The organism is Arthrobacter senegalensis, from assembly GCF_059091765.1.
The window spans coordinates 132546-148436 of record NZ_JBNHGZ010000005.1; the positions used below are offsets into that span (position 1 = coordinate 132546).

Consider the following 15891-nt stretch of genomic DNA (forward strand, 5'->3'; position numbering starts at 1 on the left):
CGCGCCGCAGTAGCAGTACCGCGGCCGTGCCGAGCAACCTTTTGAGGAGATCCATGTCGAACCGTTTCCGCACCCTGAGCCTGCCCGCCAAGGGAGCCGCCCTGGCCGCCGTCATCGCCGTGGGAGGCGCCGGAGCCGCCGTGGCAGCACCCGCTCTGACCGCCGCCGGCAATTCGGAGACCGCGGTCACCACCCCGGCAGTCCCGGCCACCCCGGCCGTCCCCGCCGGCGAGGGTGAGAACGCAGTCCCGGCCATCCCGGCCTCCCCCGCCGTGCCGGAAGTCCGGTCCGCAGCCGCAGCCGATGCCGCGGTCGACGTCACCGAGGGCGCAGACGGAGCAGAGGCTGACGCGGCGCTGGGTGCAGAGGCCGAGGCCGGCACCGAGGAGAACGGCGCCGAGCTGCATTCGGGTGCCGCCGTGGCTCCGGCAGTCCCGGCCGTTCCGGGTGCCGACGGCGTGCCTGCTACTCCGGCCGTCCCTGCCGTTCCGGAGCTGCCGGTAACCGCCAACGCCAAGGCCGAGGCCGCGATCGACGCGCGCACGGAAGCCGCGGAAACCCGCGCCGAACTGCGTGGCGCCGCTTCGGTCACGGTAGAAGCCGGACAGTAATTCCCGTGGTACCGGGTGCGGCGCCTACACTGGGGGCGCCGCACCCGTCGCCCGCTGTCTGAAAGAACGTCGACTTGCCCCCATCACTTCCCGACGACATCGTGTTCGCGGCGCAGTCCGGAGATGCAGCTGCATTCGGCGAGATCTACGCCGCGCTGGCACCCGGGCTCAATGGATACCTGAAGGTGCGCGGTGTGGAAGACCACGAAGGCGCAGTACAGGAAGTATTCCTCGCCCTCTTCTCCCGCATCCGGTCGGTGAACGGCGGGTTCCAGGGGCTGCGGACGCTGGCGTTCTCCATCGCCCATGCCCGCTACGTAGACGATGTCCGGCGCCGGGCCCGGCAGCCAGTGCTGTCGCCCTACGACCCGGATGCCGACGCCCGAGCGGTGGAGTCCGCCGAAACAACTGTCCTGGAGACGCTCGCCGAGAGCGATGTGGGACGCCAGCTCAAGGAGCTGAAGCCGGAGCAGCAGGAAGTGCTGATGCTGCGCGTGGTCGCCGGCCTGTCGATCGAACAGGTTGCCGAAATCATGGGCCGGAGCGCCGGCTCCATCAAACAATTGCAGCGGCGCGCCCTGCTTAAACTCAAATCCGTTCTGGAAAGGAAGGAGGTCCTGGTATGAACAGCGCTGAAATGTCCGACGACGACGCCGTCCTCCGGCTGCTGGACGAATCCGGGCTGGCTCCTTCTGCCCCGCTGGAGTCCACCTTGCTGGCCCTCCGCGCCGCCGGGGAAGCCCCCATCCCGGCACCATCGCCCGAGGTGCTGGCTTACCTGACGCCGGCTGCCGGCACGGCGGCCGCGGGCGCGCAGGTCGTGCCGCTGCGCCGACGCCGCACGGTGCGCGGCGCCCTGGTCCTCACGGCCGCGGTGGCCGCCACCGGGCTGGGAGTGTCCGGCGTGGCGGCGGCCAACCCCGACTTCCGGGCAGCCGCGGACCAGGCCGTCCGGCAGGTCGTGGGCTTCCTCGCCCCGTCCGGCACCGGCCAGGAAACTCCCCAGGACCACTCCGTGCCCGCAGCCCCCGCCCGCGCCCCGGCCGTAACGGGCGAGGCCCCGGTTGAGGAAGGCGGCTCCGGCTCGGCCGACACCGGCACCGATTCCCCGGCCGCTCCCGCTGCCCCGGCACATCCTGCTGCCCCCGCGCCGCAGCCCGGGCACAAGGCGGAGCGGACCCCTGGTACCGATGATGCTGCCGGGCAGGATGCCAAACGTCCGCCGGGCACGCCGTCCCGGGACGTGCTCCCCGCGGTGCCGCCGCTGGAGGGCGGACTGCCGGATCCGTCCCTGGGCCAGCGCGACGGCAATCCCGGCAAGGAGGCCCCGCGGATAAAGCAGGAGGCGCCCGTCCCCGCTTCCGGCCACCTTCCGACGCTGCAGCCCCTCCCCTCACCGGAGCGCTGACCGGCCACAGTCCGGCGCTCCGGCCACGCCGTTGCGTGACCGCTGCCCGACCGCCGGCTCTCCGCCGCCGCCGGCCGGAGGGCTGACCGGCGGCCGTCGGGAATGACGGCGGCGATGCCCGCGGCCGAAGGCAATCCTCCGACGCGGGCTCTTTCGGCAGGCGGGCGATAGTGGCAGAGTTGCGCAAGGGAACACCGTTCTGTCGGGTCAGGCAGGAGGATTCATGACCGCATCGCCGCTGGTACTTGGCCCGATGCTGCGCTATGTGGACCAGACGTCGGCCAGCATCTGGGTGGAAACGCGCGAAGCCGCCACCGTCGCCGTCGTGGTTCAGGGGCGCAGCTGGCAGGCAGGCACGTTCTCCGTGCGCGGCCACCATTACGCGCTGGTCGAGGCCGAGGGGCTGGAGCCAGGAAGCGTCACACCCTATCGGGTGGAGGTTGACGGCATGCGGGCCTGGCCGGAACCGGACTCGCCGTACCCTGCACCCGTGATCCGCACCCTCACGCCCGGACGCCCGCTCCGGCTGGCCTTTGGATCCTGCCGCACCAGCGTCGAGCATGACGCGGCCGGCAACAGGCAGCACGGCGTGGACGCGCTCCGGGCGTACGCGCTGCACCGTGCCGACGGCGCGGCCCGGCACGGGGACAAGGCCGGCACCGCGGACAGAACCGGGAGCGGGGACGCGACCGGCGGGGCGCTCGACGGGACCGGGACGGACCCCGGCTGGCCGGACCTGCTGCTCTTCCTCGGCGACCAGGTCTACGCGGACTCGACGACCGAGGCGATGCAGGAGTTCATCCGCGCCCGCCGCGATATCAAGGAACCGCCCGGCGAAGAGCTGAAGGACTACGCGGAATACGCCCACCTGTACATGCTCGCGTGGTCGGACGGCGCCAACCGATGGCTGCTGTCTACGCTGCCCAGTGCGATGATCTTCGACGACCACGACATCCGCGACGACTGGAACGCCTCGCTGAGCTGGCGGCGGAAGATGGCCAAGAAGCCCTGGTGGCATGGCCGCATTGTCGCCGGCCTCGCGTCCTACTGGGTCTACCAGCATCTGGGCAACCTGTCACCGGAGCAGCGTGCCGAGGACGAACTGTGGCAGCAGGTGGTGAACCATCCGGGCGACGGCGAACCGGACCTCAGCGACGCGCTGGAAGCTTTCGCGGAACGGGCGGACCGGCAGCCGGACACCTACCGCTGGAGCTTCACCCGCGACATCGGCGGTTCACGGCTGGTCGTGCTCGACTCGCGCGCGGCCCGTGACTTGCAGCCGGACCGGCGGACGCTGCTGGACGAGGAAGAAATTGCCTGGCTGGACGGCCAGCTCCAGGGCGGCTTCAAGCACCTGCTGATCGGTACCTCGCTGCCGTTCCTGCTCCCCAGGGGCCTGCACCACATCGAGTCCTGGAACGAGGCCCTCAGCGAAGGGGCCTGGGGCAAGCTGCCGGCGGCCGCCGGTGAACTGCTGCGGCAAGCCGTGGACCTGGAGCACTGGGCAGCCTTCCAGCGCACCTTCCACGAGGTGGCGGCCATGGTGCAGGAGGTGGCCGACGGCGGGCGCGGACCGGCGCCGGAGACCGTCACCTTCCTCTCGGGCGACGTGCACTTCTCCTACGTGACGGAGGTGGTGCGAGATTCGGGCAGCCGGATCGTCCAGGCCGTCTGCTCGCCCGTCCGCAACCCGCTGCCCCGCTTCCTGCGTTATTTCACCGCCGCCATGTCCTACGGCATCGCCGCTCCGGTGGGCGCGCTCGTAGCCCGCGGCGCGAAGGTCCCCGATCCACCGTTCACCTGGAAGAGCCACATGCGGCCATGGTTCGACAACAACCTGGCCAGCCTGGAGGACTCCCCCGACGGCCTGAAGATCTGGTGGGAAAAGGGCGTGGTGCATGACGGCGACGACCTGCACCCGCGACTGGAAGAGGTCGCCTCCCTGACCATCGCGCCGCAGGGCATTCGGATTGCGCGATAGCCCGATGGCGCGATGAGGCGTAGGCCAGCCCGGGCGGCTGTCCGGGCCGCGTCGTCCGCCCACTTACGCTGGTGATATGGAATCGCCGATCGACAGCTACTTGCGCACCCTGCACGCCGAGATCTCCGAGCTCCGCGACGGCACGCCTTATCTGGTTGGTCCTGCCTCGGCGGTAGTCGATCCGGACGACTTCGGGATCTGCCTGGCTACCGTGGACGGCTACGTCTACGAGGTAGGCACCACCCGCAAGGAATTCACGCTGCAGTCGATCTCCAAGCCGTTCAGCTACGCGCTCGCGCTGGCCGAGCTTGGTTTCGACGCGGTGGATGAGAAGGTGGACGTAGAGCCCTCCGGGGACCCGTTCAACGAGATCTCCCTCGCCGCAGGCACCGGGCGGCCGGCCAACGCGATGATCAACGCGGGCGCGCTGGCGGTCACCGGGATGATCAAGGGCTCCGGCGGCAGGTCCGCGATCAAGCGGATCCTGAACACGTATTCCGGATTCGCCGGCCGGAAACTGAAGAGCAGTCCGCGCGTGTTCGAAGCCGAGCTGCGCAACAGCGACCGCAACCACGCACTGGCCTACCTGCTGAGCTCATTTGGCATCATCGAGGACAACCCCACCACCGCGTTGGAGAACTACCTGCGGCAGTGCTCGGTGCAGGTGACCTGCCGGGACCTGTCCATCATGGCCGCGACCTTGGCCAACGGCGGCACCAACCCCGTCACCGGCAACCACGTCATGGACATCGGGCCGGTGGAACGGGTGCTGTCGGTCATGATGACCTCGGGCATGTACGACGACGCCGGAGACTGGGTCACCAACGTGGGGATGCCGGCGAAGTCCGGGGTGGGAGGGGGCACCCTGGCGGTGCTTCCCGGCCAGGTCGGGCTCGCGGTGTTCTCCCCGCCGCTGGACGACCACGGCGGGTCGGTCCGCGGGATCGCCGTGAGCCGACGGCTGTCCGAGGACATGGAGATGCATTTCGTGCGTTCCGCGCGTGCCGGGCGTTCCGCGATCCGCGCCAGCTACGACATCACCGTCGTTCCTTCCGGCATCCGCCGCACGGACGAGTCGGCCGAGGTGCTGCGGGAGAACGGCCATCGCGCGCAACTGATCGAGCTCAACGGCGACCTGCTGTTTGCCGGTACGGAATCGATGGTCCGGGAAATCAGCTCGCTCCCCGACGACGTAGAGCTGGTGGTCCTGGACCTGCGCCGCGTCGACGAAGTGGGCGGCGTGGCCCTGCGCATGTTCGCCCGCCTGGAGGAGATTCTGGCCGCGGACAACCGTGAACTGCTGCTGATCGATCCGGAGGACAGGCTCGCCGACGTCTTCATCGACACCGGGCGGCACGTGCCGGTCTTCGACACCCGCACCGGGGCCGTCGAGTTCTCCGAGAACCGCCTTATTGCCCGCTACGGAGATCCGCTGGGCGTGCCCACGTCGGTGCCGGTGGAGCAGTCGCTGGCCCTGGGCACCCTGCACGCGGACGAAATTGTCGCCCTGGTGGAACGCATGGAGCCCGCGAAGTACGAGGACGGCGAGATCGTCCGGCGGGTCGGCCAACGGTTTGGCGGGGTGTACTTCATTGTCTCCGGCCGGATCAGCACCATCGCCGCCGACTCCGAGGGACGGCGGGTCAAGCTGAGCACGCTCAGCGCCGGCATGACGTTCGGCGAACTGGCACTGGGCAGCGAAGACCGGCAGGAGACCACCGAGAAGGCGGACGGCCCGGTGGAACTCATGGTGCTCTCCGCGGAGGCGATCGAGGAACTGGAGGAGCAGGACCCGAAACTGGCGATGCGCCTGTGGAAGGCGCTCACCCGCGACGCCTACACACGCGTGGACCAGTTCCTGCGCGAAACCGCCGTCCGGATCCGCGACTGACCGTCCGCGGCGGCCCGCTGCCGGCGGCCCAATGGGCATCCACCAGCGGTGATCAACTATAGTTACGGGCAGTCGTACCACCTGCCACATCGGCAACAGAAACCACACTAGCCTCGGTCTCTCCGTGTCTTGTTCCCGGCAGAGGTTACAGAAAGGAACGTGTGAACTTTTTCGAGTTTCTCGCGAAACGGGCCGACGACATGCTGGAAATGGGCATCGAGCATGCCATCCTCGTGGGCGTTGCGGTCATGCTCGCCACCGTGATCGGGGTCGGCCTGGGCATCGCGACTTATCGGCACGAACGGCCGCGCGAAACAGTCCTCGCGGTCACCGGTGCTTTCCTGACCGTCCCCTCCTTCGCGTTGTTCATCCTCCTCATCGGCCCCCTGGGCTTGGGCGCGCTGCCCGTCGTCGTCGCCCTCACCATGTATGGCCTGCTGCCCATCGTCCGCAACACCATCACCGGCCTGCGCGAAGTGGATCCTGCCATCGTGGAATCGGCCAAGGGCATGGGCATGAGCCGAACCCAGCGGCTGCTGAGGATCGAACTGCCGCTGGCGTGGCCGGTGATCATCACCGGCATCCGCGTCACCACCCTGGTCCTGCTGGGCATCGCTGCCATCGGCGCGATCGTACTGGGCCCCGGCTACGGAGAGCTGATCTTCACCGGCCTCGCCCGGGTGGGCACGCCGGTGGCTGTCAACATGGTCCTGGCCGGAACCCTCGGCGTGATTGTCCTCGCCATCCTGTTCGATCTGCTCTTCCACACCGTCCGCAAGCTGACTACCTCCAAAGGAATCCGATGACCGCTTCCGACCATCAGACCCCCCAGCCCAGGCCGGTCAAGATCCGCTTACAGAACCTGTCCAAGAGGTTTCCCGGACAGAAGGACAACGCGGTCGACGACCTGACCCTGGACATCCACGAGGGCGAGATCGTGGTGCTGGTCGGCCCGTCGGGATGCGGCAAGACCACCACCATGAAGATGATCAACCGGATCATCGAGCCCACCTCCGGCCGGATCATCCTGGACGGAGAGGACGTCACCACCACCGACCCGGACCAGCTCCGCCGCCGCATTGGCTACGTCATTCAGCAGGTCGGCCTGTTCCCGCACATGACCATCGGCGAAAACGTGGCCACCGTGCCCAAGCTGTTGGGCTGGGACGCCAAACGGATTTCCGCTCGGGTGGACGAATTGCTGGACATGGTCAACATGCCGCCGTCGACGTACCGCAACCGCTACCCCAAGGAGCTCTCCGGCGGGCAGCGGCAACGGGTAGGGGTGGCACGCGCTCTGGGTGCAGACCCGGAAGTGATGCTGATGGACGAACCGTTCGGGGCGATAGACCCGATCACCCGGGACCGGCTGCAGAACGAATTCCTGCGCCTGCAGTCGGAGGTGCGCAAGACCATCGTGTTCGTCACCCATGACATCGATGAAGCAATCAAGATGGGCGACCGGATCGCCATCCTGCAGGACCGCTCCCGGATTGCCCAGTACGACACCCCGGAGCAGATCCTGACCGCCCCTGCCAATGATTTCGTCTCCGACTTCATCGGCAACGGCGCCTCCCTGAAGCGGCTGAACCTCAGCCGCGTGGCCGACATCGAGCTGACCCAGTGGCCGACCGTCCGGCTGGACACCCCGGCCGAGGACGCGCTGGAGCAGTTGCGGCGCAGCGACCGCTCCGCGCTCCTGGTGCTCGACCACGCCGGGCGGCCCCGCCGCTGGGTGGGTGCGGACGACCTGCATCGGGCAGGCACACGCGCGCTGGACGAGGTGGGGCTGCCGCCGGAAGCCATGGTGGAACCCCGCGCAACCCTGTCCGATGCCCTCAACGAGCTCATCACCGCCCGCTACAGCGTGACCATCGTGGTGGACTCGCACGGTGTCTACCAGGGCGTGGTGGATATCGAACAGATCAACGAGGCCATCCGCGCCATGCGGGACACGGCGGTCACTCGAGCCCGGGCCGGTCTGGGCGAGGTGGCCGAAGCCGTACAGGCGGGTGGCTGACGTGGCCGCTGCCGCACCACAGCACCCGGTGCACGACGAGGATGTTGCGGTCCAGCCACCGGCCAGGACGCGGCGCAGGACCCTGACCGGTTACCTGCTGGTGCCGGCCATCCTGGCGCTGGCCTGCCTGGCGCTGTACCTGTATGTCGGCTCGCAGGAACTGGACAGCATCGAGGCGCGTGCCCTGGCCCCGGCCAACCTGGCCGCCGCCCTGGGCCGGCACCTGCAGCTGACCGCGGTCTCGACGCTGCTGACCCTGGTCATCGCGGTGCCGTTGGGCATCCTGTTCACGCGCCCGGCCATGCGCCGGATCCGCCCCTACCTGATCACCCTGCTGACCCTGGGACAGGCGGTTCCGACCATCGCCGTGTTGGTCCTGCTGGCCGTGGCTTTCCTGTTCCTGGGTTTCCAGGCCGCCATCGTGGGCTTGGTGCTCTACGCCATCATCCCGGTGCTGCTCAACACCATGGTGGGCCTGGAGCAGGTTGACGAATCCGTACTGGAAGCCGGGCGGGGCATGGGCATCTCCAAGTTCGGCGTCCTGCGCCGGCTCGAACTGCCCCTCGCGGTGCCGATCATGCTGGCCGGCGTTCGCACCGCGCTGGTCATCAACGTGGGTACGGCCACCCTGGTGACCTACATCAACGCGGGCGGACTCGGGGACATCATCGTGGCCGGGCTGTCCACCAACCGCGTCCTGGTCCAGATCGTCGGCGCCGCGCTCACGGCGGCGCTGGCACTGCTGATCGACTACCTGGCGAGCATCGCCGAAGACTTCCTGCGCCCGAAAGGGCTCTAGGCCATCCCCTGCATGACGAAAGAGGAATGATGAAAGCGAATAGTTCACGGAAGACGGCGTTCGCCGCGTTTGGCGCCGGAGTGGCCCTGCTGCTGACGGCCTGCGGCGGCGGCGACGCCGCCGAGGCGACGGGCGACGGCGAGCTCGCGGGCGCACACTTCACGGCGGGCTCCAAGGAATTCACCGAATCGATCCTGCTGGCCCAGATCGCGGCCGTCGCGCTCGAGGATGCCGGTGCCACCGTCGAGGACAAGACGGGCATCTCCGGCAGCGCCACCGTGCGGGAGGCCCTGGAGTCGAGCCAAGTGGACTTCTACTGGGACTACACCGGAACCGGCTGGGTCAATGTCCTCGGCCACACCACCGAGGACGTGCCGGAAGACCTCTACGCCGCCGTCGCCAAGGAAGACGCGGAGAACGGCGTCGCGTGGCTGGAACCGGCGCCGTTCGAGAACACCTACCGGATTGCCGCCAAGAAGGAGTTCGCGGAGGCCGAAGGCATCACCAACATGACCGAAGCCGCCGCGTTCATCCAGAAGAACCCGGACCAGGGTGCCGTCTGCGCCGCCAGCGAGTTCATCAACCGCGACGACGGGCTCCCGGGCCTGGAGAAGGCGTACGGTTTTGAGTTCAGCAAGGTAGTGGAGCTGGACCTGAACCTCATCTACACACAGGTCGGCGGATCCTGCCAGTTCGGCGAAGTCTTCTCCACCGATGCGCGGGTCATCTCCAACGAACTGACCGTGTTGGAGGACGACAAGGAATTCTTTGTCCCTTACCAGGGCTCCATGACCCTGCGCCAGGAAACCCTGGACGAGTACCCGGCCATCGCGGAGATCATGGCACCGATCAGCGCCGCACTGACCAATGAAGTTATCACCGAGCTCAATGGCCGGGTGGACAACGACGGCGAGGATCCCCGCGACGTCGCCGAGGAGTGGCTGCAGGAGCAGGGCCTGGTGGGCTAGCCACCGGACCTTGCCTCCGCACAACGGCCAGCGGCCGCCGGTCACCACGACCGGCGGCCGCTTGGCGTATCAGGCCTCCGCGAAACGTCCCACCGTCTTCTGCGCATCGATCCCCGGCAGCGCGGCGGCGAAGATGCGGTAGTAAGCGAGTTCCTCGCGGGTCCGCACCGGCGGATCCAGCACGCCTGCCTCCTGCTCGAGCTCGGCTTCGCTGACCGAGGCTTCGAAGTGTTCGCGGAGCACGTCGTTCATGCCGGTGCCCTCGCCGAACTGCTCCTTCGGCCGCCAGAGCACCTCGTGCGGAACCATCCCGTCGAAGGCCTTGCGCAACAGCCATTTGGCGGGCCGCTCCGGTCCCGTCAGCTTCCACGCCGGCGGCAACGCCAGGGCCAGTTCCACCATGTCCAGGTCCAGGAAGGGCAACCGCGGCTCGATCCCGTGCGCACCGGCCACCCGGTCCACCCGCTGCAGTCCCCCGATGGGCATGCCTTCGATGGTCTCCAGCAGGTCTTCGTGCAGCGCCTCGCCGGAGTCATGGCGGCCGTAGTGCGAGTAGCCGGCGAACAGCTCGTCGGCCCCCTCGCCCACCAGCACAATCTTCACGTGCTCGGCGGCCAGCCGGGACACCAGGAAATTCGGCACCGCGCTGTGCACCAGCGTCGGGTCAAAGGACTCAAGTTCCGCTATCACCTGCGGTACCAGCGCGATCGCATCCTCGGCGGTGTAGACCAGCTCGTGGTGCTCGGTCCCCGCGGCGGCCGCCATCACCCGGGCGGCGAGCAGGTCGGCGCTTCCCTCCAGCCCGACGGCGAACGTCTTCAAAACCTTCCCGCGCTCGGCGGCCTTGCGGGCCGCCACTGCCGTGACGATGCTGGAGTCCACCCCGCCGGACAACAGGACGCCCACCGGCACGTCGGCCTCCAGGTTGCGCTCCACCGCCCGGACCAGGGTGTCGCGCAGGGCATCGAAGACCCACTGCGGGGGATCCTCGTCCGGCCGTCGGCTCTTGAGCAGCACCGGGGCGCCGGCCGGGAAGACGGGCCCTGCCATCAGGCCGTCTTCCGGTGTCCAGGCATGGCCGGGCGGAAACGGCTCCACGAAAGGCCGCCACTCGTCGTCGAACGCCTTCATTTCGGAGGCAAACAGCACGGTTTCTTCGCGCCGCGCCCAGTACAACGGGGACAATCCGAGCAGGTCCCTGGCCGCGACGAAACGCCCGTCATCGCCGGCGATCACCAAGGCGAACGGACCCCAGAGCTTGTCGAAGGCGGCGACGCCTAGCTCCTCGTACAGCCGCAGCGCGGCCTCCAGATCGGACCGGGTCCGGAAACCCTCCTGCCCGAGCCGGTCGCGGATCCGGCGGTAGTTGTAGATCTCGCCGTCGCCCACCAGCCACGCGTCGCCGTCCCGGCCGGCCAGGGGTTGCTGCCCGTTCTCCGGATCGACGATGGACAGCTGCCGGCTGCCGAGCCAGGACCTGCCCACCCGGCGCGACCCCGATCCGTCCGGTCCACGGTGTGCCAACCGGTCCAGCATCCGTTCGCCCGCTGTCACATCGAACTCCCCGTGGGCAGCCACTATCCCTGACATCTGCATCCCGCCTTCGCGCTTGTTCAACAAATCCGGCGCCGCATGCGGCCGGGCTCTGTCCGCCCCAGGCGCTGCGACGCGACTTCTCCAGCATAGCCAGCCGGCGCCCGCGCGCTTCCGCCGGTCGCGGGCCAGGCCGAAAGGCTCGAAGGTTCCATGGTCGTGGAGCCGGCGCGGTCCGGACCACCCGCCGCCGCTCTCTAGACTGGTAGGCATGACTGCAACGCTGGTGGCCAAGGACCTCTCGGGCGGCCACGGCCACCGCACCCTGTTCTCCAACCTGAACCTGACCGTCGCGCCGGGCGACGTCGTCGGGGTGGTCGGCGCCAACGGTGCCGGCAAGACCACGCTGCTGCGGATTCTGGCGGGCGCGGACGCACCGCTGGCGGGGTCCGTGAGCACGGCGCCCTCGGACGCCTTTGTCGGCTGGCTGCCGCAGGAACACGAACGGATTCCCGGCGAGAACATCGCCGCCTACCTTGACCGCCGCACCGGTGCCGCGGCCGCCACCGCCGCCATGGAAGCCGCGGCCGAGGCGCTGGGGTCCGGCTCCAAGCAGGCCGGCGATGCCTACGCCGCCGCCCTGGACCATTGGATGGCCAGCGGGGCGGCGGATCTGGAGGACAGGATCCCGCCCATGCTGGCCGAGCTCGGCCTGGACGTCGGCCCAGACGCCCCGATGACCGGGCTTTCCGGCGGCCAGGCCGCCCGCGCCGCCTTGGCAGCCCTGCTGCTGAGCCGGTTCGACGTGGTCCTGCTGGACGAGCCCACCAACGATCTGGACCTGGCCGGACTGGCTCGGCTGGAGTCGTTCGTGCAGGGCCTGCGCGGCGGCGCGGTGCTCGTCTCCCACGACCGCGAGTTCTTGGCCCGCTGCGTGACCACCGTGGTGGAGCTGGACCTGGCCCAGAACAAGGTGGCGGTGTACGACGGCGGCTACGATGCCTTCCTGGAGGAGCGGGCCGTGGCGCGCCGCCACGCGCGCGACGCCTACGACGAGTTCGCGGAGAAGAAGGCGGACCTCGTGTCCCGGGCGCGGACCCAGCGCGAGTGGAGCTCCCAGGGCGTCCGGAACGCCATGAAGAAGAATCCGGACAACGACAAGATTCGCCGCAAGGCCAGCACGGAGTCCTCCGAAAAGCAGGCGCAAAAGGTGCGGCAAATGGAGTCCCGCATCGCCCGGCTGGACGAGGTGGAGGAGCCCCGCAAGGAGTGGCAGCTGCAGTTCAGCATCGGCGCCGCCCCGCGCTCCAGTTCGGTGGTCGCCACCCTGAACCAGGCCACCGTCCGCCGCGACGCCTTCACGCTCGGCCCGGTCTCGCTCCAGGTCAACGCCGGCGAGCGCATCGGCATCACCGGCCCCAACGGCGCGGGCAAGTCCACCCTGCTGCGCCTCCTGCTGGGACACCAGCAGCCCGACGACGGCGCCGCCGGGCTGGGTGCCAGCGTCGCCATCGGCGAGATCGACCAGGCGCGCGGCCAGCTCGCGGAGGACCGGCCGCTATGTGCCGCCTTCGAAGCGCTGGTCCCGGACTACAGCCAGGCCGAGGTCCGGACGCTGCTGGCAAAGTTCGGCCTCAAGGCCGACCAGGTATCCAGCGCCGTCGGCGCCCTCTCCCCCGGCGAGCGCACCCGGGCCGCCCTCGCCCTGCTGCAGGCCCGCGGCGTGAACCTGCTGGTCCTCGACGAACCCACCAACCACTTGGACCTGCCCGCCATCGAACAACTGGAGCAGGCACTGGACAGCTACGACGGCACGCTACTGCTGGTCTCGCATGACCGCCGGCTGCTGGAAAACGTCCGGCTGGACACCCGCTGGGACGTCGACGCCGGCCAGGTCACCGTCCGCTGAGTCCCTCGGACCTCCGGTTCAGGACGGGGTTAGAGTGCCGGCCGCATCCCGGACCAGGGGCGCAACTGTTCCACGGCAGCACCGATGCGGAAGACGGTGAGGTCGTCGTAGGGGTTACCGACGATTTGCACGCCTGTCGGTATCCCGGTCTCGGAAAGTCCGCTCGGCACGGCCAGGACGGGACAACGGTTGTTGATGTTAAACGGCGCAGTCATGTGCGCTTCCCAGTAGTGCTCGAGATGTTGCCCATCGACGTCGATCCCGTCGAGGTAGTCGGCGTCGGCTTTGAGCGCAGGAACTGCTGAGGCGGGACAGATCAGGGCGTCGAATCCGTCCATGGCCTGGGCCAGCTGCCCCTGGATACGTGACTCGGCTTGCAGTCCGTCCAGGAGTGTGTGGCGCGTCGACGCCTCACGCGCGTCGGCCATGAAGCGCAGCGTATAGGCGGCCAACTGCTCGGTGCCGCCTGCGGTGGCTGCCTCCATAGCGGGGCCGAGAATGTGCCCGAAGTGGGTGAAGATAACATCGCTGATCTCCCGATGGGACCAAGGAAGTTCGATCTCCTCGACGACGGCACCCGCTGCCTCCAGAGCCGCGGCCACGGCCCGGGTGTTGGCCTCGATCTCCCCTGTGACCGGGTAGTCCCCGAGCCGGATGCACAGCGCAATCCGCATGTGGTGGACCGGCGCAAATTCCAAGGGCAAAGGAGCGGACGGCCCCACCGACGTGTGGTCCATGGGGTTCGGTCCGGCCATCACATTGGTCAACAGCGCGGTGTCGGCGACCGTGCGGCCCATCGGGCCGTCGCCGCGGTACCAGTCACTGGAAAGAGGCGGCATGCCCGGAATCCTGCCGTACGGTGCTTTGTAACCGACGGTTCCGGTAAAGGATGCGGGTAACCGGGTAGAACCCGCGATGTCCGAGGCCGTCGCCAATGCCGTCATCCCGGATGCCAGCGCTGCACCGGCCCCGCCGGAGGATCCGCCCGGCGAGTACTCCGGGTTCCACGGGTTCCGGGTGATTCCCCACATCGGGCTGTGTGTCACCGTGGCGCAGCTGAATTCGGGCGAGGTGGTGCGGGCATGGAGGATTCCTCCGGCGGCTTTGATCCGCCCAATGATCGGGTGATCGGCCGCTGCGGTCTCGCCGGCGCACGCCAACAGCCCCTGCGAGAAGCTTCGGCCGGCGATGGCATGCTTCTCTTTTGCGGCCACAGGCAATCCTAGTAACGGCGGCGCCGAATCCAGGCCTCGGGGTCCGCCGTCGAACTCGCCGCGCTGGTACAGCAGCTCGGCCTCCCGCGACTCAGCGAGGGCCTCCTCAAACATCGTCTCGGTCAGCGCATTGACGGTCCCGTTGATCTCGGTAATTCGTTCTATGACCGCTTCCATCAGTTCGACAGGGGAAAGCTCCCGAGAGCGGAACAGCCGCAGCGCGTCCACTGCACTGAGGTAATGCAGCTCGGTCATGACCTGGCTCCTGCAGTGAACTTGTCCACGAGGCCAAACTCTCCCGACACCGAGTCTTCCGACGACAGCGCACCATAAACCAGTTCCAACGCGATCTGGGTCAGGGCATCCAGGCCCGCCAGCATGTCCGCATCCTTGGTAAATTCGCGTTCGCAGTGGCTGACGCCGTCCACTGACGGAATGAACACCATGACCGATGGCACGATCCGGTTCATCGCTACCGAGTCGTGCCCTGCCATCGTCTGCATACGGCGGACCCCAAGTCCCAGCTTCTCGGCCGTCTTCTCAGTCAACACGACACCGGATTCGGGGTAGTACTGGTTGGCCCGGACATCGAAGTCCTTCACGTTGATCCGGATGTCGTGTTCCTCGGCAAGCCGGGCGATGTCTGCCAGCAGGCTGTCCCGTGCGGAGCGCACAATCTCGGGGCTGTTGGAGCGCAAATCAGCTACGAGGTGCACCCGGCGGGCCACGACGATCGGCGAATTCGGTTCCAGCGTCAGCTGCCCCACGGAGGACACGAGCGTCTCCTCCTCAAAGTTGCGCGTGACGTCGTGCACCATGAGGACAATCTTCGAGGCGGCAACCAGCGCATCGTGCCGGTCTGCCATGGCGGTAGCGCCGGTATGGGACTGCTCGCCGAGGACCTCAATATCCAGCTTCTGGGTGTACCAGCTCGAGTCCACGGCGCCTATGGTCAGGCCCTCGCGCTCCAGGATGCGGCCCTGCTCGATGTGGATCTCCGCGTAGCTCACTGCTTCGGGCCCCTCCTCCGTTCCGAGGTAGCCGATCGACGCCAGGGCTTCCCGCACGGAGACTCCCTGGAGGTCCCTCACGCCGAGCATCTGCTCACGATCCATGATTCCCGCGAAGACGGAGCTGCCCATGATGGAGGGTGCAAAGCGGCCGCCTTCCTCGTTGAACCAGTTCACCACCGCCAGATTGAACGGCGGAACGTTGCCTGTCGCGTTGACGTGCGCCTCGATCCGGGCAGCAGCGTGCAACCCGGCCAGCACGCCGTACGCCCCGTCGAAGCGACCACCCAGCGGCTGGCTATCCAAGTGGGAGCCGATCATGACGAATTTCGCAGCGGGCCGGAATTCGATCAAGGCGAACATGTTGCCGATGCCGTCCACGCGCACGCCCCAGCCGTGCTCGGCTGCAAAAGCGGTGAACCAGTCCCGGGTCTGCCGGTCTTCCTCGGTGGCGGCTTGCCGATGCACACCTTGGTTTGCTGTGGCCCCGATGGTGGCAACGTGGTGAAAGTCCTTGAGGAAAGCTTCAGCGGACATAACAAAACTC

Annotated in this window: 13 protein-coding genes; 10 read left to right on the forward strand and 3 right to left on the reverse strand. The window is 68.1% G+C overall.

The genetic code is table 11. The features are described 5' to 3' along the window. The first annotated feature begins 53 nt into the window (after positions 1-53). The 9 genes from AC5RVG_RS15215 to AC5RVG_RS15255 all read left to right on the forward strand — a co-directional run bounded on the left by AC5RVG_RS15215 (position 54) and on the right by AC5RVG_RS15255 (position 9678). Positions 54-611 carry a hypothetical protein gene (locus tag AC5RVG_RS15215; RefSeq protein WP_494014488.1) on the forward strand — a complete coding sequence of 186 codons (558 nt, stop codon included), beginning with the start codon at positions 54-56 and terminating at the stop codon, positions 609-611. A gap of 74 nt (positions 612-685) precedes the next feature. Then, the gene (locus AC5RVG_RS15220; RefSeq protein ID WP_494014489.1) at positions 686-1237 is read left to right on the forward strand and encodes an RNA polymerase sigma factor; all 552 of its coding nucleotides are present in this window, start codon (positions 686-688) and stop codon (positions 1235-1237) included. Beyond that, positions 1234-2019, forward strand: coding sequence for a hypothetical protein (locus AC5RVG_RS15225; protein WP_494014490.1), 786 nt, complete (start codon positions 1234-1236; stop codon positions 2017-2019). Before AC5RVG_RS15220 ends, AC5RVG_RS15225 begins: the two co-directional genes overlap by 4 nt. Positions 2020-2242: 223 nt before the next feature. Beyond that, a complete protein-coding gene (locus tag AC5RVG_RS15230) occupies positions 2243-4000 on the forward strand; it encodes an alkaline phosphatase D family protein (RefSeq protein WP_494014491.1) in 1758 nt (585 codons plus the stop codon). Positions 4001-4076: 76 nt separating this feature from the next. After that, positions 4077-5891: a glutaminase A gene (gene glsA / locus AC5RVG_RS15235; RefSeq protein WP_494014492.1), complete on the forward strand. Its 1815-nt coding sequence runs from the start codon at positions 4077-4079 to the stop codon at positions 5889-5891. Positions 5892-6052: 161 nt separating this feature from the next. Beyond that, positions 6053-6697 carry an ABC transporter permease gene (locus AC5RVG_RS15240; RefSeq protein ID WP_494014493.1) on the forward strand — a complete coding sequence of 215 codons (645 nt, stop codon included), beginning with the start codon at positions 6053-6055 and terminating at the stop codon, positions 6695-6697. Next, on the forward strand, positions 6694-7911 hold the full coding sequence (locus AC5RVG_RS15245; RefSeq protein WP_494001596.1) for an ABC transporter ATP-binding protein: 1218 nt from the start codon (positions 6694-6696) through the stop codon (positions 7909-7911). The genes AC5RVG_RS15240 and AC5RVG_RS15245 overlap by 4 nt, the downstream gene beginning before the upstream one ends. A 1-nt stretch (position 7912) precedes the next feature. Further along, positions 7913-8710 (forward strand): ABC transporter permease, encoded by a 798-nt coding sequence (locus AC5RVG_RS15250; protein ID WP_494014494.1) that lies wholly within the window; start codon positions 7913-7915, stop codon positions 8708-8710. A 26-nt stretch (positions 8711-8736) separates the two neighbouring features. Beyond that, positions 8737-9678 (forward strand): glycine betaine ABC transporter substrate-binding protein, encoded by a 942-nt coding sequence (locus tag AC5RVG_RS15255; RefSeq protein WP_494014495.1) that lies wholly within the window; start codon positions 8737-8739, stop codon positions 9676-9678. A gap of 69 nt (positions 9679-9747) precedes the next feature. Here the strand turns inward: AC5RVG_RS15255 and asnB are convergent, their stop codons facing one another. Further along, a complete protein-coding gene (gene asnB / locus AC5RVG_RS15260; protein WP_494001599.1) occupies positions 9748-11268 on the reverse strand; it encodes an asparagine synthase (glutamine-hydrolyzing) in 1521 nt (506 codons plus the stop codon). 214 nt (positions 11269-11482) lie between these two features. Here asnB and abc-f point away from each other — a divergent pair, with 214 nt between their 5' ends. Next, entirely contained in the window at positions 11483-13120 is a 1638-nt protein-coding gene (gene abc-f / locus AC5RVG_RS15265) for a ribosomal protection-like ABC-F family protein (protein ID WP_494014496.1), read from the forward strand. Between the two features lie 29 nt (positions 13121-13149). Here the strand turns inward: abc-f and AC5RVG_RS15270 are convergent, their stop codons facing one another. Continuing rightward, a complete protein-coding gene (locus tag AC5RVG_RS15270; RefSeq protein WP_494014497.1) occupies positions 13150-14589 on the reverse strand; it encodes an amidase in 1440 nt (479 codons plus the stop codon). Beyond that, positions 14586-15881: a M20 family metallo-hydrolase gene (locus AC5RVG_RS15275; RefSeq protein ID WP_494014498.1), complete on the reverse strand. Its 1296-nt coding sequence runs from the start codon at positions 15879-15881 to the stop codon at positions 14586-14588. Before AC5RVG_RS15275 ends, AC5RVG_RS15270 begins: the two co-directional genes overlap by 4 nt. Positions 15882-15891 lie beyond the last annotated feature (10 nt).

Bases quoted from the DNA above. Each gene is read 5' to 3' on its own strand.
- AC5RVG_RS15215 (WP_494014488.1), top strand. From the start codon at position 54: ATGTCGAACCGTTTCCGCACCCTGAGCCTGCCCGCCAAGGGAGCCGCC.
- AC5RVG_RS15225 (WP_494014490.1), top strand. From the start codon at position 1,234: ATGAACAGCGCTGAAATGTCCGACGACGACGCCGTCCTCCGGCTGCTG.
- AC5RVG_RS15230 (WP_494014491.1), top strand. From the start codon at position 2,243: ATGACCGCATCGCCGCTGGTACTTGGCCCGATGCTGCGCTATGTGGAC.
- glsA (WP_494014492.1), top strand. From the start codon at position 4,077: ATGGAATCGCCGATCGACAGCTACTTGCGCACCCTGCACGCCGAGATC.
- AC5RVG_RS15245 (WP_494001596.1), top strand. From the start codon at position 6,694: ATGACCGCTTCCGACCATCAGACCCCCCAGCCCAGGCCGGTCAAGATC.
- AC5RVG_RS15255 (WP_494014495.1), top strand. From the start codon at position 8,737: ATGATGAAAGCGAATAGTTCACGGAAGACGGCGTTCGCCGCGTTTGGC.
- asnB (WP_494001599.1), bottom strand. From the start codon at position 11,268: ATGTCAGGGATAGTGGCTGCCCACGGGGAGTTCGATGTGACAGCGGGC.
- abc-f (WP_494014496.1), top strand. From the start codon at position 11,483: ATGACTGCAACGCTGGTGGCCAAGGACCTCTCGGGCGGCCACGGCCAC.
- AC5RVG_RS15270 (WP_494014497.1), bottom strand. From the start codon at position 14,589: ATGACCGAGCTGCATTACCTCAGTGCAGTGGACGCGCTGCGGCTGTTC.
- AC5RVG_RS15275 (WP_494014498.1), bottom strand. From the start codon at position 15,881: ATGTCCGCTGAAGCTTTCCTCAAGGACTTTCACCACGTTGCCACCATC.